Origin of the sequence: Streptomyces sp. NBC_01003, from assembly GCF_045162695.1 — a bacterium.
Taxonomy (GTDB): Bacteria; Actinomycetota; Actinomycetes; order Streptomycetales; family Streptomycetaceae; genus Streptomyces.
Genome location: NZ_CP108707.1, coordinates 5,606,219 through 5,626,813, shown reverse-complemented (window position 1 = coordinate 5,626,813; position 20,595 = coordinate 5,606,219). Strand labels below are relative to the sequence as shown.

Annotated in this window: 18 protein-coding genes, 1 tRNA gene and 2 pseudogenes; 12 read left to right on the top strand and 9 right to left on the bottom strand. The window is 71.0% G+C overall.

What is annotated here, in order from left to right:
* Positions 1-275 precede the first annotated feature (275 nt).
* A complete protein-coding gene (locus OG698_RS25850) occupies positions 276-830 on the bottom strand; it encodes a heme-binding protein (protein ID WP_406105724.1) in 555 nt (184 codons plus the stop codon).
* A gap of 341 nt (positions 831-1,171) precedes the next feature.
* Here OG698_RS25850 and OG698_RS25845 point away from each other — a divergent pair, with 341 nt between their 5' ends.
* The 3 genes from OG698_RS25845 to OG698_RS25835 all read left to right on the top strand — a co-directional run bounded on the left by OG698_RS25845 (position 1,172) and on the right by OG698_RS25835 (position 3,559).
* Positions 1,172-2,305, top strand: coding sequence for a sensor histidine kinase (locus tag OG698_RS25845; protein ID WP_406111277.1), 1,134 nt, complete (start codon positions 1,172-1,174; stop codon positions 2,303-2,305).
* Positions 2,302-2,943, top strand: a complete 642-nt coding sequence (locus OG698_RS25840) for a response regulator (RefSeq protein WP_399974911.1) — start codon at positions 2,302-2,304, stop codon at positions 2,941-2,943. The genes OG698_RS25845 and OG698_RS25840 overlap by 4 nt, the downstream gene beginning before the upstream one ends.
* A gap of 106 nt (positions 2,944-3,049) precedes the next feature.
* Positions 3,050-3,559 (top strand): hypothetical protein, encoded by a 510-nt coding sequence (locus OG698_RS25835; protein WP_406105723.1) that lies wholly within the window; start codon positions 3,050-3,052, stop codon positions 3,557-3,559.
* 33 nt (positions 3,560-3,592) lie between these two features.
* On the opposite strand, the gene OG698_RS25830 is transcribed toward OG698_RS25835, so the two are convergent.
* Positions 3,593-4,294, bottom strand: a complete 702-nt coding sequence (locus OG698_RS25830) for a pentapeptide repeat-containing protein (RefSeq protein ID WP_406105721.1) — start codon at positions 4,292-4,294, stop codon at positions 3,593-3,595.
* A gap of 118 nt (positions 4,295-4,412) precedes the next feature.
* On the opposite strand from OG698_RS25830, the gene OG698_RS25825 reads away from it, so the two are divergent.
* Both OG698_RS25825 and OG698_RS25820 read left to right on the top strand, forming a co-directional pair.
* Positions 4,413-5,588 carry an FAD-dependent oxidoreductase gene (locus tag OG698_RS25825; RefSeq protein WP_406105720.1) on the top strand — a complete coding sequence of 392 codons (1,176 nt, stop codon included), beginning with the start codon at positions 4,413-4,415 and terminating at the stop codon, positions 5,586-5,588.
* An 88-nt stretch (positions 5,589-5,676) separates the two neighbouring features.
* A complete protein-coding gene (locus OG698_RS25820; RefSeq protein ID WP_406105718.1) occupies positions 5,677-6,681 on the top strand; it encodes a zinc-binding dehydrogenase in 1,005 nt (334 codons plus the stop codon).
* A 43-nt stretch (positions 6,682-6,724) separates the two neighbouring features.
* Here the strand turns inward: OG698_RS25820 and OG698_RS25815 are convergent, their stop codons facing one another.
* Together OG698_RS25815 and OG698_RS25810 are read right to left on the bottom strand one after the other, a co-directional pair.
* The gene (locus tag OG698_RS25815) at positions 6,725-7,198 is read right to left on the bottom strand and encodes a GNAT family N-acetyltransferase (RefSeq protein WP_406105716.1); all 474 of its coding nucleotides are present in this window, start codon (positions 7,196-7,198) and stop codon (positions 6,725-6,727) included.
* Positions 7,199-7,344: 146 nt separating this feature from the next.
* Positions 7,345-8,226: an aminoglycoside phosphotransferase family protein gene (locus OG698_RS25810; RefSeq protein WP_406105714.1), complete on the bottom strand. Its 882-nt coding sequence runs from the start codon at positions 8,224-8,226 to the stop codon at positions 7,345-7,347.
* A 26-nt stretch (positions 8,227-8,252) separates the two neighbouring features.
* Between OG698_RS25810 and OG698_RS25805 the strand changes: the two genes are divergently transcribed.
* Positions 8,253-8,981, top strand: a complete 729-nt coding sequence (locus tag OG698_RS25805) for a rhomboid-like protein (protein WP_406105713.1) — start codon at positions 8,253-8,255, stop codon at positions 8,979-8,981.
* Between the two features lie 11 nt (positions 8,982-8,992).
* Positions 8,993-10,414, top strand: a complete 1,422-nt coding sequence (locus tag OG698_RS25800) for an NAD(P)/FAD-dependent oxidoreductase (protein ID WP_406105711.1) — start codon at positions 8,993-8,995, stop codon at positions 10,412-10,414.
* Between the two features lie 721 nt (positions 10,415-11,135).
* Here OG698_RS25800 and OG698_RS25795 read toward each other — a convergent pair.
* Complete coding sequence (locus OG698_RS25795; RefSeq protein ID WP_406105709.1) at positions 11,136-12,521, bottom strand: beta-propeller fold lactonase family protein; 1,386 nt, start codon at positions 12,519-12,521, stop codon at positions 11,136-11,138.
* A 238-nt stretch (positions 12,522-12,759) separates the two neighbouring features.
* Between OG698_RS25795 and OG698_RS25790 the strand changes: the two are divergent.
* Positions 12,760-13,209 (top strand): annotated as a pseudogene (locus OG698_RS25790) (GNAT family N-acetyltransferase); the annotation flags it as partial.
* A gap of 391 nt (positions 13,210-13,600) precedes the next feature.
* Here the strand turns inward: OG698_RS25790 and OG698_RS25785 are convergent.
* From OG698_RS25785 to OG698_RS25775, 3 genes and pseudogenes are all read right to left on the bottom strand, one after another.
* Positions 13,601-14,905, bottom strand: a complete 1,305-nt coding sequence (locus OG698_RS25785; RefSeq protein ID WP_406105708.1) for a calcium-binding protein — start codon at positions 14,903-14,905, stop codon at positions 13,601-13,603.
* A gap of 240 nt (positions 14,906-15,145) precedes the next feature.
* Positions 15,146-15,565 (bottom strand): RDD family protein, encoded by a 420-nt coding sequence (locus OG698_RS25780; RefSeq protein ID WP_406105707.1) that lies wholly within the window; start codon positions 15,563-15,565, stop codon positions 15,146-15,148.
* A gap of 570 nt (positions 15,566-16,135) precedes the next feature.
* Positions 16,136-16,462: pseudogene (locus tag OG698_RS25775) on the bottom strand (YdcF family protein); the annotation flags it as partial.
* 304 nt (positions 16,463-16,766) lie between these two features.
* Here OG698_RS25775 and OG698_RS25770 point away from each other — a divergent pair.
* Both OG698_RS25770 and OG698_RS25765 read left to right on the top strand, forming a co-directional pair.
* Positions 16,767-16,970, top strand: a complete 204-nt coding sequence (locus OG698_RS25770; protein WP_406105705.1) for a helix-turn-helix domain-containing protein — start codon at positions 16,767-16,769, stop codon at positions 16,968-16,970.
* Positions 16,971-17,034: 64 nt separating this feature from the next.
* Positions 17,035-18,432, top strand: a complete 1,398-nt coding sequence (locus tag OG698_RS25765; RefSeq protein WP_406105703.1) for a tyrosine-type recombinase/integrase — start codon at positions 17,035-17,037, stop codon at positions 18,430-18,432.
* Between the two features lie 45 nt (positions 18,433-18,477).
* Here OG698_RS25765 and OG698_RS25760 read toward each other — a convergent pair.
* A tRNA-Thr gene (locus OG698_RS25760) sits at positions 18,478-18,555 on the bottom strand.
* A 219-nt stretch (positions 18,556-18,774) separates the two neighbouring features.
* Here OG698_RS25760 and OG698_RS25755 point away from each other — a divergent pair.
* The gene (locus OG698_RS25755; protein WP_100595673.1) at positions 18,775-19,914 is read left to right on the top strand and encodes an ABC transporter ATP-binding protein; all 1,140 of its coding nucleotides are present in this window, start codon (positions 18,775-18,777) and stop codon (positions 19,912-19,914) included.
* A 224-nt stretch (positions 19,915-20,138) separates the two neighbouring features.
* Positions 20,139-20,594, top strand: a complete 456-nt coding sequence (locus OG698_RS25750) for a hypothetical protein (protein WP_406105701.1) — start codon at positions 20,139-20,141, stop codon at positions 20,592-20,594.
* The last annotated feature ends 1 nt before the right edge of the window (position 20,595 follow it).

The window sequence follows — 20,595 nt, the reverse complement described above, 5'->3', positions numbered from 1 at the left end:
AGCGATCGTAGGGGCGAACGCCGTGGAGGCGCCCGCCAACAGGCAGGCGCCTCCACGGGGGTCATGGCGTTACCAGGGTCCTTCGTCCGGCTCGGGCTGGATCAGGGAGCGGGGTCATGGAGGTCCCCCTGCTCGAGCGCAGTCGAGAGCTTGGGGGGCGTGCAGCTGCCAGGCGGGGGATTGAGGCGACACGCTGGGGGCCCCTGCTCGAGCGAAGACGAGCAGGGGGAGTGCGTGCCAGACCCCGCGAGCCCGGCTGATCCGAACGACAGGCCCTAGCGGTTCAGCGCGGCGACACCGGCCTGGGCGAACTTCTCGTCCAGGTCGCCCGAGGGCGCACCCGCGACGCCGATGCCCGCGACCGGGGCGCCGTTCGCCGCGACGGGCGCGCCGCCCGCGAGGAACAGGGTGCCCGGGATGTCCTTCAGGTTCGGGGCCTGCTCGAGGCGCTTGGCGAGCTCGGACGTCGGCGCGTTCCAGGACACCGCGGTGAACGCCTTCTTCACGGCGGACTCGTACGACTGCGGGCCGGCGCCGTCGCCGCGGAGGGTGACGATCGTGTTGCCGTTGCGGTCGACGACGGCGACGGAGACGCGCTGGTTCTCCTTCTTCGCGGCGTCGAGGGCGGCCTGCGCGGCCTTCGTGGCGGCGGCCGTCGTCAGGTGCGTGGACTGGGTGAGGTTCTTGGCCGGGGCGTCCGCGGTCACGGCGGCGGGGGCCACGGCCGGGGCGTCGGCGCTGGCCGAGACCGCGCCGAAGGTACCGGCGACGACGCCGGCGAGGACGGCGCCACCGGTCAGGACACGGGCGCGCTTCGAGATCTTCTTCATGACGGGTGCTCCTTGGAGGCGGTCGGGTCGGTCAGAGGCGGTCGGTGAGTCGCTCTGCTATCGATCCTCCGGCCGGAAACCGGCCCGCACCGTCGACGTACCGGCTGCGACCGGAGCGCGGCTCGGCTGACGTCAGGGTCAGCCGATCGGTTGACCCGCGTACCGCCCGAGGGGGCCACAATGGGGGTGTTTGACCAGTTCAGCAGCGCGAGAGCGGTGCGGTCACGGCACAGCGGCGGAAGCTTCCGCGGCGCGACAGCCGGGCAGCGGCGGAAGCGGAGAGGGGTACGGGCGTGGGACACGAGACGCGGGATCCGGACGCCCGCTGGCTGGCCGCGGTCATGCACGCCGCGTTCTTCCTGCTGCTCGGCGGAGCCCTCGCCCGGTTCCTGCTGCGCCACCCCGGCGAGGCCCGCACCCCGTGGATCATCGCGCTGTCCGTGGTGCTGGCCGCGCTGTACGTGCTCGGCCCCGCGCTCGGCCCGGGCCGGGGCACCCGTCCCACTCCGCGCCGCCTCACCTGGCTAGCCCTGGTCGTCGCCGTGTGGGTGGTCCTCGTCGTCCTCGCGCCGAGCTTCGCCTGGTGCGCGGTCCCGCTGTTCTACACGGGCCTGCGCACCCTGCCCGCCCGCGCCGCGCTCGTCCTGATCGGCGTGCTCACGGTGTTCGTCGTCGCGGCTCAGCTGCGCCTCGCGGGGAACTTCGACCCGAACCTGCTGCTCGCGCCGCCGGCCGTCGCGGCCCTGGCGACCGCCGTCTTCGTCCACATGGAGCGCCAGGCGGAACGCCAGCGCGCCCTGATCGACGACCTCCGGCGCACCCGCAGGGAACTCGCCGCGACGGAGCGCCGCGAGGGCACGCTCGCCGAACGGCAGCGCCTGTCGATGGAGATCCACGACACGCTCGCCCAGTCCCTCTCCAGCCAGCAGATGCTGCTCCAGGCGGCGGACCGGCTGTGGGACGCCGACCCCGAGCGGGCCCGCGCCCATGTGCGGACAGCGGAATCGGTGACCGAGCGGGGCCTCGTGGAAGCGCGCCGGTTCGTGCACGACCTGGCGCCGGCGGACCTTGCGGGCGGCGGCCTGGACGAGGCGTTGCGGACGCTGGCGGCGCGGGAGTCGGAGGCGGGGCTCGCGGTCCGCTTCCACGCGGAGGGCACCCCGGCGCCGCTGCCCGACCGGGTCGAGTCCGCGCTGCTGAGAATCGCGCAGGGCGCCCTCGCGAACGTACGGGAGCACGCGGACGCGACGGCCGCCGCGATCACGCTGACGCACCTCGGCGACCAGGTCGTCCTCGACATCGCGGACAACGGCCGCGGCTTCACGCCCGAGCCCCCGCGGGAGGGCGGCGTGCGCGGGCACGGCCTCCCGGCGGTCCGGGCGCGCACGCGGCAGCTGGGTGGCACCCTGACGATCGAGTCGGCGCCGGGCGAGGGCACGGTGCTGTCGGTGGCGATTCCGCTGGAGGCCTCGTGAGTGACCCCGTACGACTGCTCGTCTGCGACGACCACGTGGTGGTGCGCGCGGGACTGCTCGCCCTGCTCGGCAGCACGCCCGGCATCGAGGTGGTCGGCGAGGCGGGCACGGGCGACGAGGCGGTGGCGCTCGCCGCGAAGCTGACGCCGGACGTCGTCCTGATGGACCTCCAGCTGGGCGCGGGCATCGACGGCGTGGAGGCGACGCGGCGCATCACGACCGCGCCGCCCGAGGCGGGCCCGCACCCGCACGTCCTCGTACTGACCACGTACGACACGGACGCGGACATCACCCGGGCCATCGAGGCGGGCGCCACGGGCTACCTCCTCAAGGCGGAGCGTCCCGAGGAGCTGTTCGCCGCGATCCAGGCCGCCGCCGAGGGCCGTACGACGCTGTCCCCGCCGGTCGCGAGCCGCGTCATGGCCCGCATGCGCAGCCCGCGCCCGTCCCTCACGGACCGCGAGCGCGACATCCTCGCCCAGCTCGCCCAGGGCCTGGGCAACCGGGACATCGCCCGCGCCCTGTTCATCAGCGAGGCGACGGTGAAGACCCACCTCGGCCGGATCTACGACAAGCTCGGCGTGGACACGAGGGCGGGCGCGGTGGCGGTGGCGAAGGAGCAGCGGCTGCTGGGCTGAGCACGGCGACTGCTGCGACGGCGACCGTGGTGGCCTCGGCAGCCGTGCGGGCACCACCTCCCGCCCATGGACGGCACCACCTCCCGCCCGTGACACCATCAGCTACGTGCTCGACATCGGCTACGCCCTCTCCCGCCGCTTCCCGGACCCGATCCAGCTGGACTACCGCCGTGCGGACGTCCGCACGCTGCGCCACGACCTCTTCTGCGGCGACGTCTACCTCGCCGACACCAAGGCCGACCGGGAGCTGTCCACAGCCTGGGGATGGGTGCCGGTACTGGATTTCGCGTGGGCGCTGTGCGACATCGTCGAGCAGCTGGACCGCGACCCGCGCGGCAGCCGCGCGTCGAGGCCGCAGTACGCCGAGCTCGACTTCACCGAGTCGACGGACCGGATGCTCTTCGAGCGCCGCTTCGGGTGGGTCGACATCGAGGCCGACTGGATGGAGGCCGACGAGCCGCCCCTGACGTTCTCCCACACCGCGCTGCGCCGCGAGGCCCGCGACTTCCTGCACGACCTGATCGCCGACCTCACCGACCTGCACGAGGACCTGGCGGACAACCCGGCGATCTGGGACCTGCAGGCCCGCTTCCCCCGCGTCCCGGACGAGCGCTAGCCCCGGAAAAGACGCACACAAGCCCCCCCCCGGCTACTCCACCCGCACCCCGATCTGCGCCGCGAACGCCGGTGCCAGGTCGAAGAGCTGGGCCGGGCTGATGACCGCCCCCGCCAGCCGGTCCACCCCGCGGGCGATCCCCAGCTCTGCCACGCCCCGCAGATCCACGTCAGCCATAACGGCGCCCGTGAAGTCCGCACCCCGCACGACACAGCCCTGGAACTCGACCCGGTCCAGACGCGCGCCCCCGAAGTCCGGCTCCACCAGCACGCACCCGTCGAAGACGACATCCTTCAGGCGCGCCTTGCGCAGATTCAGGTACTCGATCTTCCCGCCGCGCACCACGACCCGCTCCAGCACGCTCCCGTGCAGCTGGACCCCGCCGAGGCGCGCGTCCACCACCTCGACGTCCCGCAGCGTCGCCTCCGCGAGGTCCGTGCCCACACCCCGTATCCCTGTCAGCGTGGAATCGAGGATCCGGGCGCGGGTCAGCCGCGTCTCGTCGAGCGCGCACCCGTCGAGCGCGCAGTCCATGAAGCGGGCGCCCCCGCCGTCCTGCCCGGTGAAGTCGGCCGCCGTGAACTCCACCCCGTCGTAGTCCCCGTCCGGCTCGAGGTCGCCGCCGGTCCAGGGCGCCAGCGGGGGCAGCCGCACCTCGGGCCGCCGCGCCCTCTTCACCGCCGCCGGTTTCGCCGACGACGACTTCGCCGACCGCACCACTCGTTTCTCCGCCATGCCCCCATGCTGCCCGCCCCCACTGACAGTCGGTGACCGCCGCCTCTCCCCCGCCCATGTCACATTCCGCCACCCGCGGCCGTCGTACAGACAAAAGCAGCCCGAAGGGAAGAGCGGTATGGCAACGACCAAGCCCGACCTCACCGTCATCGGCGGCGGATTCGCCGGCCTCACCGCGGCCGTCACCGCCGCCGAGGCCGGAGCTCGCGTCACCGTGCACGAGTCGCACCACACCCTCGGCGGCCGCGCCCGCACCGCCGAAGGCCCGTACCGCACGCACGACGGACCGCACGCCCTCTACAACGGCGGCCCGCACTGGACCTGGCTCAAGCAGCGCGACCTGCTCGGCCCGCTCGCCCCGATCCCGCCCGTCGAGGGCTCCCGCCTGCGCTTCCACCACCGCGGAGCCCTGCGCCGCACCCCGCCCCTGGCCCTCCTGCGCCTCCTTCGCCACCGGTCCGAACACGCGCCCGTGGACCTGGACTTCATGACGTGGGCGACGCGTCACGTCGGCGAGGAGGGGGCCCGCGCGGCCGCCCACTACACGTCCGTCGCGCTCTTCCACCACGACCCGGGCGCCCTGTCCGCCACCTTCGTCCAGGAGCGCCTGCGCCGCGCCGCGAAGGTGCCGCCAGAGGCGCACTATCCGCGCGGCGGCTGGGCCTGTGTGATCGACCGGATGGCGGCCCGCGCCTGGAATCTGGGCGTGCGCGTGGAGACGCTGTCCCGCGTCGACACCCTCCCGACGGGCGGCGGCCCGGTGATCGTGGCGACGTCCCTCGACTCGGCGCGCCGCCTCCTCGGGGACTCGTCGCTGACGTGGGACAGCGGCCGTACGACGCTGATCGACCTGGCCGTGCGCACCCGCCGCGGCGACGCCTTCGCCGTGTCCGGGCTCGACTTCCCGGCCTGGCTCGAGCGGTTCACGGCCCAGGACCGGAGCCTGGCGCCGCACGGGCAGCAGCTCGTCCAGGGCCATGTCCCCGTAGCGCCGCACGAGTCGAAGGCCGACGGCACGGCACGCGCCGAACGCCTGCTCGACCTGGGATTCCCCGGCTGGCGCGACCGTGTGATGTGGCGCAGGGACGCGCTCGCGAACGGGCGTACGGGGGCGGTCGACCTGCCCGGCACGACCTGGCGGGACCGGCCCGCGATCGACCGCGGGGACGGCGTCTATCTGGCGGGTGACCAGGTCGCGGCGCCCGGCGTGCTCTCCGAGGTGTCGTTCAACAGCGCCATCGAGGCGACCACACTCGCGCTCACCGCGTCCCGCCCGGGTCTCCGCGCGGCCTGACCCTTGCACTTGACCTCAAGTGAGCTTGAGGTTGAAAGGTGGTGCACACCTGGCCCAGCAAGAGGCCGTACGCCCGAGGGAGCCCGCCATGCACGCCGTACGACTGCACGCCTTCGGCCCCGCCGAGAACCTCACCTACGAGAAGACCGACGACCCCCTGCCCGGCCCCGGCCAGGTCCGGATCGCCGTGGCCGCGGCCGGCGTGCACCTCCTGGACACCGCCCTGCGCGAGGGCATGAAGGGCCCCGCGCCCGAGCCGCCCGCGCTGCCCACCGTCCCCGGCCGCGAGGTCGCCGGCACCGCCGAGTCGCTCGGCGAGGGCACCGACGCGTCCTGGCTGGGCAAGCACGTCGTGGGCCACCTCGGATTCGCCCCGGGAGGCTACGCCGAGCTCGCCGTCATCGACGCGGCCCGCCTGCACGAACTCCCGCCGGGCCTGGACTTCGCCGAGGCCGTCGCCCTGATCGGCACGGGCCGTACGACGATGGGCATCCTGCAGTTCGCCCCGCTCGGCCCCGCGTCGGTGGCCGTGATCCCGGCCGCGGCCGGCGGCATCGGCACCCTGCTCGTCCAGTACGCGAAGCACGCGGGCGCCACCGTCGTCGGCCTCGCGGGCGGCCCCGAGAAGGTGGCCCGCGTCCGCGCGAACGGCGCCGACCTGGCCGTCGACTACACCGCCCCCGACTGGCCCGAGCAGGTCCGCCGGTTCCTCAGCGGCCGCACCGCGACCGTCGTCTTCGACGGGGTGGGCGGCGACGCGGGCCTGGCCGCCGTGGACCTGCTCGGCCCCGGCGGCGTGCACGTCGTCTTCGGCTGGTCCGGCAAGGGCCTGCACGACGGCGAGCCCCTCACCTTCTCCGCGGACGAACTCACCCGGCGCGGCATCACCCAGGAACAGGTCCTCGGCCCGCCGATGATGCGGCGCGCGGGCGGCGACAACCCCGTCCGCACGCTGGAACTGGCCGCACTGAAGGAGGCCGAGGCCGGCCGCCTGCGTCCTGCGGTGACCCGCTTCCCGCTCGCCGAGGCGGCCGCGGCCCACCGCGCCCTGGAGAACCGCGGCACGATCGGCAAGGTGGTCCTGATCCCGTGACCCGCAGCCCGGGTCCAAGGGCGCGCTGGGCCGGCTGAGCGCGCTACGACCCGAGCCGCGCCAGCGCCCCGTCCGTCAGCCGGTACACCGTCCACTCGTCCTGCGGCGCCGCGCCGAGCGCCTTGTAGAAGTTGATCGACGGCTCGTTCCAGTCGAGGACCGACCACTCCAGGCGCTCGTAACCGCGCTCGACACAGATCCGCGCCAGTTCGGTCAGCAGGGCCTTGCCGTGGCCGCCGCCGCGCGCCTCGGGCCGTACGTACAGGTCCTCCAGGTAGATCCCGTGCACCCCGCGCCAGGTGGAGAAGTTCAGGAACCACAGACAGAAGCCGACGGGCTCGCCCGTCGTGTCGTCCTCGGCGATGTGGGCGAACGCGGCGGGCCGCTCCCCGAACAGCGCCTCGCGCAGCTGCTCCTCGGTGGCCCGCGCCTCGTGCAGCGCCTTCTCGTAGTCGGCGAGTTCACGGACCATGGCGTGGATGACGGGGACATCGGCGAGCGTGGCGGTACGAATCATGACGGCAGGCTAACCAGTCACCGCGGGACGGCCCGGTTCGCCCCTCACCGCGGGACGGCCCGGACGGCCCGGTTCACCCCTCACCGCGGCGGCTCGCCCCGCACGCAGGCCGACCAGTCACCGCGTCCCGCCCCGCACGGGTCCGCTCACCGCCCGAGCAGCCTCCGAGCCGTCTCCATGTGGTCCGGCGCCAGGGGCCGCCCGTCCTCGATCTCCCACAGGGAGTCCTGAAGCACCCGCCCGAGCGTCCAGGCGCGCGCCCGCTCCCGGTCGAGCCCGAGCACCCCGCTCATCGCGTCGAACCGCCACACCACCTCGTCCGCGTCGAAGCGGTTGTCGATGGCGGGCTTCAGGTCGAAGCCCGGATCGCCCGCGAGCGGCTTCGGGTCGATGGCGAGCCACGGCTCCCGCGCGGCGGCCAGCACGTTCTCGAAGTGCAGATCCCAGTGCAGCAGCCGGTCGCCCGCCTCGCCGGCGACCTCGCGCACGGCCGCCGCGCAGTCCGCGAGCAGCGCGCGGTCGGCCGGGTCGGCCACGGCCGCGAGCGCCGAAGGCACCTGGGCGAGCATGTCCGCCGCGATGTCGGCCAGCCGCCGCATCCCTTCCGGGGCGGGCCCGGACGTGAGCCGGGCGAGCAGTTCGGCGATGACGAGGACGGCCTTGCGGGAGTCCTCCACGGAGTCCAGCATCCGCCCGGAGTCGAGCCGTTCGAGGAGCATCGTGCCGGTGGCGTCGTCGTGGTCGAGGAGCCGGACGGCGCCGTCGCCGTCCCAGACGCGCAGCGCGACCGGCTCACCCTCGGTCTCCTCGTCGAGGACCTGGAACTTGACCGCGGCGGGCGTCCCGTCGCCCCGCACCACGGGCACGACGAGGGCGGCCATGCCATGCATCGCGGGCCCGTCGACGCGCAGATCCCAGCGTTCGACGAACTCCTCCACGCGCGCGGGGAGCCCGGCGATGAAGGCGCGACCGGGGTCACCCGCGTGGGTGTACTGGGACTCGACCAGGCCGTCCGGAATGTCGATCACCCGAACGACCCTACGTGCGTGTCTGAATGCAGTCCATGCGTCGTTTCCTCCTCGCCGTGTGGTCGTACGTACGGCACGCCCCCGGCACCTATCTCTGGCTGGCCGCCCTGTTCTTCACCACGGTCGCCATGCACCACATGGACCCGCACTTCGAGCACGAGTTCCTGCGCCAGCGCTCCACGAACCTGCACGAGCTGTCGACGAACCCGGTCCGCGTGTTCGTCGCCTCCTTGTTCTGGATCGACAACAGCAGCTGGTGGCCGTACGCCGTCCTCTACACGGTGTTCCACGCGCAGGCCGAGCGCTGGCTCGACACCTGGCGCTGGCTGGCCGTCGCGGGGGCGGCGCACGTCCTCGCGACGCTGATCAGCGAGGGCGCGCTGCTGTGGGCGATCCGCGAGGGCCATGCGCCCACCTCATCGGTCGACACCCTTGACGTAGGGGTGAGTTACGCGCTCGCGGGCGTCGTCGGCGTCCTCACGTACCGGCTCGCCCCGCCCTCGCGCTACGTCTATCTGGGCGTCGTCCTGATCGTCTACGGCGGCCCGCTGCTCACCGGCCGCACCTTCACCGACCTGGGGCACTTCGTCTCGGTCCTCATCGGCCTGGCCTGCCACCCGCTCGTACGCGACCGGGGCGAGCCCTTGAACCCCCTGACGCTCCTGCGGCGGAACCGGACAGCGAGGCGGAACGACCACCCCCAAACCCAGGAAGGCGGCCGTCCCCCCTGCCCGAACCCCCCTGCGGAGCGCTAACGTCCGGGGCCATGAGCAGCAAGAACGGCACCCACGGCACCCAGGCCACCGTCAATGGCGGCATATCGTTCTGGTACGCGGACGACGGCATCCCCACCGCCCGCGAGCCCCTGCCGGGCGATGCGTCCGCCGACGTCGTCATCGTCGGCGGCGGCTACACGGGCCTGTGGACCGCCTACTACCTGAAGAAGGCCGCGCCCTTCCTCCGCATCACCGTCCTGGAGCAGAAGTTCTGCGGCTACGGCGCGTCCGGGCGCAACGGCGGCTGGCTCTACAACGGCATCGCCGGCCGCGACCGCTACGCGAAGCTGCACGGCCACGACGCGGCCGTCCGCCTCCAGGAAGCCATGAACGACACGGTCTCCGAGGTGATCCGCGCGGCCGCCGAAGAGGAGATCGACGCCGACATCCACCAGGGCGGCGTACTCGAAATCGCCTACACGCCGGCCCAGTTGGCCCGCCTCAAGGCCTTCCACGCGGCGGAGCTCGCGTACGGCGAGAAGGACCGCACCCTGCACGGCGCCCGCGAGACCGCCGAGCGCGTCCGCGTCTTCGGGGCCGTCGGCTCGACCTGGACCCCGCACGGCGCCCGCCTGCACCCCGTCAAGCTCCTCAAGGGCCTGGCCGCGGCCGTCGAGGCCCTCGGCGTCACGATCCACGAGTCGACGCCCGTCACGGAGATCAAGCCGAAGCACGCCGTCACCCCGTACGGCACGGTCCGCGCGCCCTACATCCTGCGCTGCACCGAGGGCTTCACCGCGTCCCTCAAGGGCCAGCGCCGCACCTGGCTCCCCATGAACTCCTCCATGATCGCCACGGAGCCGCTGACCGACGCCCAGTGGGAGTCCATCGGCTGGGAGGGCCGCGAGACCCTCGGCGACATGGCGCACGCCTACATGTACGCCCAGCGCACCGCCGACGGCCGCATCGCGCTCGGCGGCCGGGGCGTGCCGTACCGCTACGGCTCCAGGACCGACAACGACGGCCGCACCCAGCCCGCCACCATCGAGTCCCTCACCACGCTCCTGACCCGCTTCTTCCCCCAGCTCGCGGGCGTCGCCGTGACCCACGCCTGGTCCGGCGTCCTCGGCGTCCCCCGCGACTGGTGCGCCACGGTCACCCTCGACCGCGCGACGGGCCTCGGCTGGGCGGGCGGCTACGTCGGCTCGGGCGTCGCCACCACCAACCTCGCCGCCCGCACCCTGCGCGACCTGGTCCAGCAGGACTCCGGCCAGTCCGGCCCCACCGACCTCACGACCCTCCCCTGGGTCAACCACAAGGTCCGCAAGTGGGAGCCGGAACCCTTCCGCTGGCTGGGCGTCCACGGCATGTACGCCACCTACAACGCGGCCGACCACCGCGAACTCACCACCCACACGACGGACTCCTCCCGCCTGGCCCGCGCCGCGGACAAGGTGGCCGGCCGCAGCTGACAAGCCCCCACCGGGCACAAGCAACGACGAAGGCCCAGGCCACACCTGTGACCTGGGCCTTCACCTCGATGGAGCCCCCTGTCGGATTCGAACCGACGACCTACGCATTACAAGCTGTCCGGGCTTGTTCCACGACGGTCCGGGGGTGTCCAGGAGGGGGCTCGCCTCGCAGGTCAAGTGATGTGCCGGACGTTCATGGACGGGTGCAGACCACGTCGGATTAGGTAGCAATCGAGACTAGAACTGAGACTGACCCATGTGCGGCCGCCGTTGCGTCACGGCCCACGGACGGCCCAGCACGGCGAGTGCCCCGGGAAGCGCCCGAAACCGAATCGGTCTGCCGGCGTGCCGACGGACTGCCCTTACGACCTCTCCGTCCCGAACGCGATGAGGCCCCTACGTGACCTTGGTTCGGGGCGCTGTGCTCCGTGTGTTCACTCCGCGGCAGTCCACTAGCGCGGGATGGTCCCTGCGCGGCTTCATTGTTTAGCCCCCACGGCGAAGGTCGGTAGATCTACCAGAGCTGGCCGGGTTCTCGCCGCCCCGATCGGGGGCGGCTGCTGGGTTGCGGTACTTCACTGCTGAACGCCTGGCGCTGGACTCGGCTCCGCGTGCGAGCAGGCTTACTTGCCTCGGATGGACAAAGCGTTGAAGCGGGCCCCGTGCGTCGGTCGCCGCTGCGGCGAGGGACGTGCCGGGGCCCGTTTCTGGTGATCGTTGATCAGGTGTTGCAGCCGGTTCCGGTGGTGGGGTTGGTGCAGCTGTTGTGGCCGGTTCCGCCGTTGTTGGTGTTGCTCCCGGAACCGCCGTTGAGAGCATCGTTGCCGGGTCCGCCATCGTTGGCGTCGTTATCGGCGCCGGCGGACAAGGAATCGTTGCCGTCACCGCCGATGAGGGTGTCGTTGCCGTTGCCGCCGATGAGGGAGTCGTTGCCGTTGGCGCCCTCGACGCGGTCGTTGCCGTCGCCGCCGGTGAGGGAGTCGTTGCCGTCACCACCGCAGATCAGGTCGTTGCCGCCGCGGCCGTCGACCACATCGTTCCCGGCGAGAGCGAAGATCACGTCGTCGCCGGGAGTGCCGGTCAGGACGTCGTTGCGGTTGGTGCCGGTGATGGTGGCCGTGGCGGTCGCGCAGGTCAGCGCCGGCGCCGGCACGACCCCGATCGCCACCCCGAACGGGAGGTCGCCGACGTGGACGGTGGCCACGACGGTGTTGGTGGCGGTGTTGATCACGGACACCGTGTCGGCGTTGGCGTTGGTGACGTAGGCGCGGGTGCCGTCCGGCGACACCGCCACCTCTCGAGGTGCATCGCCGACGGGGATGGTGGCGACGACCGTGTTCGTCGCCGTGTTGATCACGGACACCGTGTCGGCGTCGGCGTTGACGGCGTAGGCGCGGGTGCCGTCCCGCGACACCGCCACCCCCTGGGGCACATCGCCGACGGGGATGGTGGCGACGACCGTGTTCGTCGCCGTGTTGATCACGGACACCGTGTCGGCGTCGGAATTGGTGACGTAGACGCGGGTGCCGTCCGGCGACACCGCCACCCCGAACGGGAAGTCGCCGACGGGGATGGTGGCGACGACCGTGTCGGTGGCGGTGTTGATCACGGACACCGTGTTGGCGCTGAAGTTGGTGACGTAGGCGCGGGTGCCGTTCGGGGACACTGCCACCCCGAGGGGAGCATCGCCGACGGGGATGGTGGCGACGACCGTGTTGGTGGCGGTGTTGATCACGGACACCGTGTCGTCTCCGCCGTTGGTGACGTAGGCGCGGGTGCCGTCCGGCGACACCGCCACCCCCAGGGGCTCAAGGCCGACGGGGACGGTGGCGACGACCGTGTCGGTCGCGGTGTTGATCACGGACACCGTGGCATCGGCGCGGTTGGTGACGTAGGCGCGGGTGCCGTCCGGCGACACCGCCACTCCCCACGGGGTATCGCCGACGGGAACCGTGACCACCACCGCGTTCGTCGCTGTGTCAATCACCGACACCGTGGCATTTTGGAAGTTGGCGACGTAGGCGTAGGTGCCGGGCGGCACGGCCTGGGCGGGCTGTGGGGCCACCATGGGCAGGGCCAGGCCGGCCACCAGGACGAGACCTGCCACCAGCGCCCGCAGCAACCCACCCCGCCACGAGCGACGCACTCGAGGACCAGGCGGCGCCGACGACGGGAGGGCCTCCTGCGCGCCCACCCCCCTCACGGTTTGACAGATAGTCACAGCAATCCTCTCGACCGGACTGACAGAATTGGACGCATTATGACAGTTCGCCACATTCGGTATGGCGGGGACGCGCGACCGCCCCGACCATGGGCCGGGGCGGTCGCCTGGACGTTCGTGCGCCCCACCGGAGCCGGTCCCGGCGGGCCGGGGCCGACGCGTGGGCGAGCAGGACCGCGAGCAACTCTTCCGCTGGCACCGCGAGTTCGCCGCCGACGTCGGGGAAGACGTCACCATCGACGCCGACACCTGGGCCGGCACCCGCTTCGGCGACAAGCACTACACGTTCTGGGAGACCCCCGACGGCACCCCGGTCTCCATGGCGGGCATGACCTCGCCGGTCGGCGGCATGGTCCGGGTGGACCCCGTCTACACCCCGGCTCACCTGCGCGGTCGCGGCTACGCAGGCGCTGTGACGGTCGAGGTGACCCGAGCCGCCCTGGCCGCAGGCGCCAAGGAGGTCGCCCTGTACGCAAACCCGGCCAACGCCACCAGCAACGCCCTCTACCAGCGAATCGGATACGTCCCACTGACCGAATGGGCCGTGTACGACTTCGCCGCCGTACGGGCATAACGCAAGAGGCCCCCGGATCTCTCCGGGGGCCTCTCACCTGTGTGCACTCGGCAGGATTCGAACCTGCAACCTTCTGATCCGTAGGCGGGTGCAGCACCATCACGAACGGCTCGCCTGCCGGAATCTGTCGGCTCGTCCACCGATCACGGGTGTGCCGCGGTGCGCGGTTGTACGCCTCTGTTGATGTCAGCTATTGATGTCACGCAACATGCCCCGTTCGGGGGCGGCTGCTGGGTTGCGGTACTTCACTGCTGAACGCCTGCCATTGGACTCGGCTCCGCGTGCGAGCAGGCTTACTTGCCTCGGATGGACAAAGCGTTGAAGCGGGCCCCGTGCGTCGGTCGCCGCTGCGGCGAGGGACGTGCCGGGGCCCGTTTCTGGTGATCGTTGATCAGGTGTTGCAGCCGGTTCCGGTGGTGGGGTTGGTGCAGCTGTTGTGGCCGGTTCCGCCGTTGTTGGTGTTGCTCCCGGAACCGCCGTTGAGAGCATCGTTGCCGGGTCCGCCATCGTTGGCGTCGTTATCGGCGCCGGCGGACAAGGAATCGTTGCCGTCACCGCCGATGAGGGTGTCGTTGCCGTTGCCGCCGATGAGGGAGTCGTTGCCGTTGGCGCCCTCGACGCGGTCGTTGCCGTCGCCGCCGGTGAGGGAGTCGTTGCCGTCACCACCGCAGATCAGGTCGTTGCCGCCGCGGCCGTCGACCACATCGTTCCCGGCGAGAGCGAAGATCACGTCGTCGCCGGGAGTGCCGGTCAGGACGTCGTTGCGGTTGGTGCCGGTGATGGTGGCCGTGGCGGTCGCGCAGGTCGCCGGGGCCGGTTCGTAGGTGATGGTGACCTGCGCCGACCCGGTGGCGGGTCCGGAGGTACCGGCGGCGGGCATGAGGTTCGACCCGCCACCGCCACCACCAGGACCCAGCGTGCCAGCTGGGCCGATGCCGCTGCAGCCGCCGCCTCCGCCGCCTCCGAACCAGCCGCCGCCTCCGCCGCCTCCCCCGAAGCCGGTGCCGCCGGTGCCGGCGGCGCCGGCCGCACCGTCGGTGCCGGCGCTGCCTGGGTACATCAGGCAGGTGGCTCCGCCGGTGCCGCCGGTGGTCTGAGTACCTCCGCCACCGCCGACGCCGCCCTCCGGCCTGTCGCCGCCGTCGCCCCCGGTGTTGCCAGCGTCTCCGCCGGTGGCCTCCGGGTTGTTGTAAGGGGGGTCAAAGCCGTAACCGCCGCCGCCTCCGCCGCCCGCGACGATGAGGCGGGGGTCGGTGCCGGGGACGCCGGTCAGGACACAGCTGACGTTGGCCGAGCTGCAGGTGCGGACGTCGCTGGAACCGCCGCCGATGCCGCCCGGGTAGTTGGCGCTGGTGTCTCCGCCGCCGGTGTTGACGTTCACGAACAGGGTGTTGCCCGGGGTGGCGGTGACAGTGCCGGTGACGGTGGCGCCGTTCCCGCCTGTGCCACCGTTAGGCGCGTTTTGGCCTGCGGCGCCTGTGGCGGTGACGGTCAGTTGGGTGACGCCGGCCGGGACGGTGAAGGGCTGGTTGGCGCCGGCGTTGAAGGTGACGGTCGTCGGCGCCGCCGCGGCGGGCGTGGCCGTGGGCACCACCAGGGCCGCCGGCAGCGCCACCGTGGCGAGCAGGACCGCAGCACGCCTGGCAGCCGGGCGCCTCCGCTCACCCGCGGCTCCCGCGCCACGTCGAGGGAACATGGCATGTTGCAGGGTCGGTCTCACGATGGGGACTCCTCGACACAGAGCGCGGCACTCAGCACGTGCCACGGACGTCGGTTGGTGTTCAGGCCCCTGCCGGGACCGCCCGACGATCAAGCCACACGCACCCTGGGCGGCCGTACAGACACACCGTCATACCGCCCGCAATCCACCGACCAGACGCTCCCCGACCCCGAACGCACGCCGCTGGGTTGGAACAGTCGCCGATCGGACCCGCCCTTACCTGCGGTGGATCACCGCACTGCCGACGGCCTTGTCGTGTATGCCCTGGCGGTTCGAACTGAGGTTGATCGCGGACACGTTGGCGGCAAGGAATACCGGCACAGTCGTCACCACGAGGTTGATGATGTGCCGCAGGACTGCGGCTCCATAGCCGAGCCGTGCGCCGTCACTTGTGCGGACCACTTCCACACCGATCACACGCTTGCCCAAGGTGCCACCCCAGCGTGAGACGCACACCGGCGAGTAGCCCAGGACGAAGACACACGACCACGCGACGGCCGCAGTGAGCCAGATGGTTCCCGCCCGGTCGTCCGGGACGGCGAGGGCCTGGAGTATCCGGTCCAGCGCGAGAAGCGGGCCTAGGACGACGGCCATGGCGAGGGGAAGGTCGATGGCGACAGCGGCACAGCGTCGCATGAGGCCGCCTGGGGAACCCGGACGCGGGCGGGAGTCGACGGTTCCGCCCAGTGGTGGCAGAGGGCCGAGATCGTTGCCTGAGAACATCGACACGGGATTCTCCTGGTCGCTGGTGCGGAACGGCGGGCACTGTATCGCGTAGGTCGGCGTAGCGACTCTGGCCGGGAGCTGCTTTGGCGCGAGTGATCATGGCCCCGTAAGCCTCCGGCGCGTCGGGCAGTCTGTGGACCTGCCCGGTAAAGCACGACGTTGGGGCCATGATCTTCGAGGCTCGCGCCAAAGTGGCTGGCTAAAGTCGTGGAGCCGACCGCCCCAGCTACAGAGGGTGTCTCCCACTTCATGCCCGCAGCCGCGAGCGCGCCGCCGGGCGCGGCCAGCCGGGGCGGAGACAGGAGGCAGGCCGCGCCGCAGAGGCGGCGCGCGCCCGCGCTGTGCGCGGGCCTTGATGACGTAGGGAAAGTTCTACCGCGCCCGCGCCACCGACCAGGCCTCAAGAGCGTTGCGCCGACGCGCTCCTGCGTCAGGCGCCCCTGACCCTCAGATGGCTTGTGAGGTCGTGGAAGAGCAGCCTCATGCGACGCGGCCTGGGATCAGTCGGCTCGTGAATCCTTCAGCCCTGAGGCGTTCGAACGCCTCCATAACGGTATGTGGGATCTCTTGGCAGATCATGAACCCTTGCTCGGGATAGACCACGAGTCGCTGTTGCGCCCCGACGAGCATGTCGATGACGAGCCGCGCGTCTTGGATCGAGTCGACGTACTCCGCGAACGTCATGCGCGCAGAGGCGCTCACCCACGTCACGTCCGGCCAGATCTTGCACGCGGTGGCGTAGGCCCGCCGCTCCTCGTAGGGCTTGCTGACGAGGAGCGCCGATTCGACGGACACCCCTCGTTCTTCGCTCTGTAAGGCGCACCCAAGTACTACAGGCAGCCCCTTCCTTTGTCCTAAGTAGGAAGACGCTGCGTCACCTGCGTCACCCGGGCCGGAAAACGTCCGCTGGCCTGCGCCGACAGCGGTGACGCAGCCGGTGACGCACGGGTGACGCAGCCCCGATCTGCCGTGTCACCCAAACCCGCAGGTCAAAGCCCTAAATGACGCAGATGACGCGGTGACGCAGAAATCCAAGCTTCGGACACACACCGGTCCAGGACCCGCCCACAACTCCCCTTGGCAATGCCGAACTGCCCTGGAGGCACCCCGGATGAGCACCGCGATTGCCGCCCCGGTCGACCGACTCCTGTACAAGCCCGAGGAGGCGGCTGAAGCCCTCGCCATCGGCCGCTCCACCGTCTACGGGCTGATGGCCGAAGGCTCCCTGAAGTACATCAAGTTGGGCCGCACACGCCGTCTTCGACGTGCGGACATCGAGGCGTACGTCGAGAGCCTCGCCACGCTGCCCAACTGACCACAGCCCGCACCAAAGGCGCCCCGAGCACTCCGCTCGGGGCGCCTCTCGCATGGAGGAACAGATGAGCCCCCGCAAGTCGAACCTGGAATCCACCATCTACTTCGGCGATGACGGCTGGTGGCACGGCCGCGTCACCATGGGCGTCCTACCCGACGGGAGCCCCGACCGCCGGCACCGCATGGCCCGCACCCAACCGGCAGTGCGCCGCAAGGTCCGTGAACTGGAGAAGCTCCGTGACGAGGGTCGCGCGACCAAGGCGGGCCGTAAGCCCACGGTCGGACAGTGGATGGAGACCTACCTGACCGACATCGCAAGCCTGAAGCTCAAGCCCCGCTCGCTGGACGACTACTGGTCCAAGACCCGCAACGACATCATCCCCGGCGTCGGGAAGCACCGCATCGACAAGCTCGCCCCCGAGCATCTCGAGCAGATGTACCGGGCGATGCTCGATGCCGGGCGCGCCCCGTCGCACGTGGTCAAGGTGCACCGCATCCTGTCGCGGGCCCTGAAGATTGCCCACCGCCGGCGGATGATCGGCGAGAACGTCGCCACCCTGGTCGATCCGCCCAGCATCGACGAGACCGAGGCGAACCCGTTCACTCAGGAAGAGGCAAAGGCGTTCCTGGAAGCGGCGGCCAAGCGGCCCACGTTTATGCGGTGGATCGTCGGGGTCGGCATGGGGTTCCGGCAGGGCGAGACCCTGGGACTGCGGTGGCCGTACGTCGACCTTGAGGCGGAGCTGTTCCACCCTCGGTGGCAGTTGCAGCGGCTCACGTGGCGGCACGGTTGCGGTGACGCTCACGCCTGCGGAGCGCGCCTGCACCGCTTCGCGCCCTGCCCGCCGGACTGCGCCACGCACAAGGGATACAAGCGGGGCTGCCCGAAGCCGTGCACCAAGACGTGCGTCAAGCACGCGAGCATCTGCCCCGAGCGCAAGGGCGGAGGTCTGGCGTTCACTCGCCCCAAGACCAAGAAGAGCACGAACCCGGTGCCGATCCCGCCGGCGTTCATCCCCTATCTGCTCGCCCACAAGGCGCAGCAGGACGAACTACGGGTGGCGGCCGGCGAACTCTGGCAGGAGCACCAGGCCGTGTTCACCCACCCCGACGGACGCCCCATCGATCCGCGCGACGACTGGGGAGAGTTCAAGGAGCTACTGGCGGAGGCGGGCATCGGTGACCGCCGCCTCTACGACGGGAGCCGCCATACCGCCGGAACGATCCTGAACGAGCTGGGCGTGGACATGCCGACCATCATGGAAATCCTCCGACACACCCAGATCAGCCAGACACGGCGCTACGTGAAAGGCAGGTCACACCTCTCGAAGGACGCCATGCGCCGCATGGGAGACGCCTTCCTGCCCGCCCCGGAACAGACGGCTAGGCACGCGACTGAGACTAGAACTGAGACTGGGGACCGCCACGCGGCCCGTGCACGACGCCGCCGCCGTATCCAGTAAAAGGCAAAACCCCAGCTCAGACGATGTCTGAGCTGGGGTTTCCGATGGAGCCCCCTGTCGGATTCGAACCGACGACCTACGCATTACAAGTGCGTTGCTCTGGCCGGACTGAGCTAAGGAGGCAGCAGCCCGAGCAGTGTAACCAACGACGGGCGGCACCCCGTCGAATATTTCGTCGAAGGTCACTTCGCTCCGGCTACTGACAGACCCGACACCGGACAGGTACCGTCCAGAAACAGTTCACCCGTGTGGACTACACCACTGCGGCAACGGCTGCGGTGGATCACCACCTTTACTCGGATCGTCCGGCACGTTCCTGCCGGTGAAGGGGGCTTAACAGCCATGGCTACTGTTTCGTTCGACAAGGCGACCCGGATCTACCCGGGCTCCACCAAGCCGGCCGTCGACGGCCTGGAGATCGAGATCGAGGACGGCGAGTTCCTCGTCCTCGTCGGCCCGTCCGGCTGCGGCAAGTCGACCTCCCTGCGCATGCTCGCGGGTCTCGAGGACGTGAACGGCGGAGCGATCCGCATCGGCGACCGCGACGTGACCCACCTGCCGCCCAAGGACCGGGACATCGCCATGGTGTTCCAGAACTACGCGCTCTACCCGCACATGTCGGTCGCCGACAACATGGGCTTCGCCCTCAAGATCGCCGGCGTGAACAAGGCCGAGATCCGCCAGAAGGTCGAAGAGGCCGCGAAGATCCTCGACCTGTCCGAGTACCTGGACCGCAAGCCGAAGGCGCTCTCCGGCGGTCAGCGCCAGCGTGTGGCCATGGGTCGCGCCATCGTGCGTGAGCCGCAGGTCTTCCTCATGGACGAGCCGCTGTCGAACCTCGACGCCAAGCTCCGTGTGTCCACGCGTACGCAGATCGCGTCGCTGCAGCGCCGCCTCGGCATCACCACCGTCTACGTCACCCACGACCAGGTCGAGGCCATGACGATGGGTGACCGTGTGGCGGTCCTCAAGGACGGTCTGCTGCAGCAGGTCGACACCCCGCGCAACATGTACGACCGCCCGGCCAACCTCTTCGTCGCCGGCTTCATCGGCTCCCCCGCCATGAACCTGGTCGAGGTCCCGATCACCGACGGCGGCGTGAAGTTCGGCAACTCGGTCGTGCCGGTGAACCGCGAGGCGCTGAAGGCCGCCTCCGACGCCGGTGACCGCACCGTCACGGTCGGCGTCCGCCCGGAGCACTTCGACATCGTCGAGGCGGGCGGCGGCGAGGCCGCGAAGTCCCTCTCCAAGGACACCGAGGACGCCCCCGCCGGCCTCGCCGTCTCGGTGAACGTCGTCGAGGAACTCGGCGCCGACGGCTACGTCTACGGCACCGCGCAGGTCGGTGGCGAGGCCAAGGACCTCGTCGTCCGGGTCAACGGCCGCCAGGTCCCCGAAAAGGGCACCCAGCTCCACGTCGTGCCGCGTCCGGGCGAGACCCACGTCTTCTCCTCGTCGACCGGTGAGCGCCTCACCGACTGACACACCGCCTGTTCCGCTGTGGAGCCCCGCACTTCGGTGCGGGGCTCCCCGCGTTCCCGGCCGCTCCCCCACCCGAAACGCAGCCGGTGTTGTCGACAAATACCCCGGCACACCGGCCATTTCGACCCCGTACGTCAACACGCGGGAATCAAAACCGGATTGCCCATCCCTCGACCGAGTGACTAAATGTCGCCAAATCATCACCGACCGCTACGCTCACTCGCGTGACGCACTCCGCCAACTACACCCAGAAGCCGCGCCGAGGCCGGGGCCCCGCCCGCCGCGTCGGCCGCACCCTCGCTCTCGTCCTGCCGGTGATGCTGGTGCTCTCCGGCACACTCGCGGTCACCCGAGTGAACTGGTCCGGGAGTTCACCGGACTCGATCCTCACCGCTTCCTCGCAGAACGTCTCGGCGCGCGCCAAGTCGCGTGCCCCCCAGGACGTCCTGCGCGACAAGCTGCTGCTCGAACTCCAGGACAAGGACCCCGGTATCGCCCTCACCCACCTCCAGCAGGAGATGCACGAGCGGCCGTCCCTCGCCAAGCACTGCGTCAACATCGCCCGCGCCCTGGGCCGCGCCGCCGTGCAGGCCTACGGTCCCTCCCGCGCCCAGTCCTTCGCCCGCCCCGTCTGCGACACCGCGTTCGCGACGGGCGTCGCCACGGCAGCGCGCGGCTGAC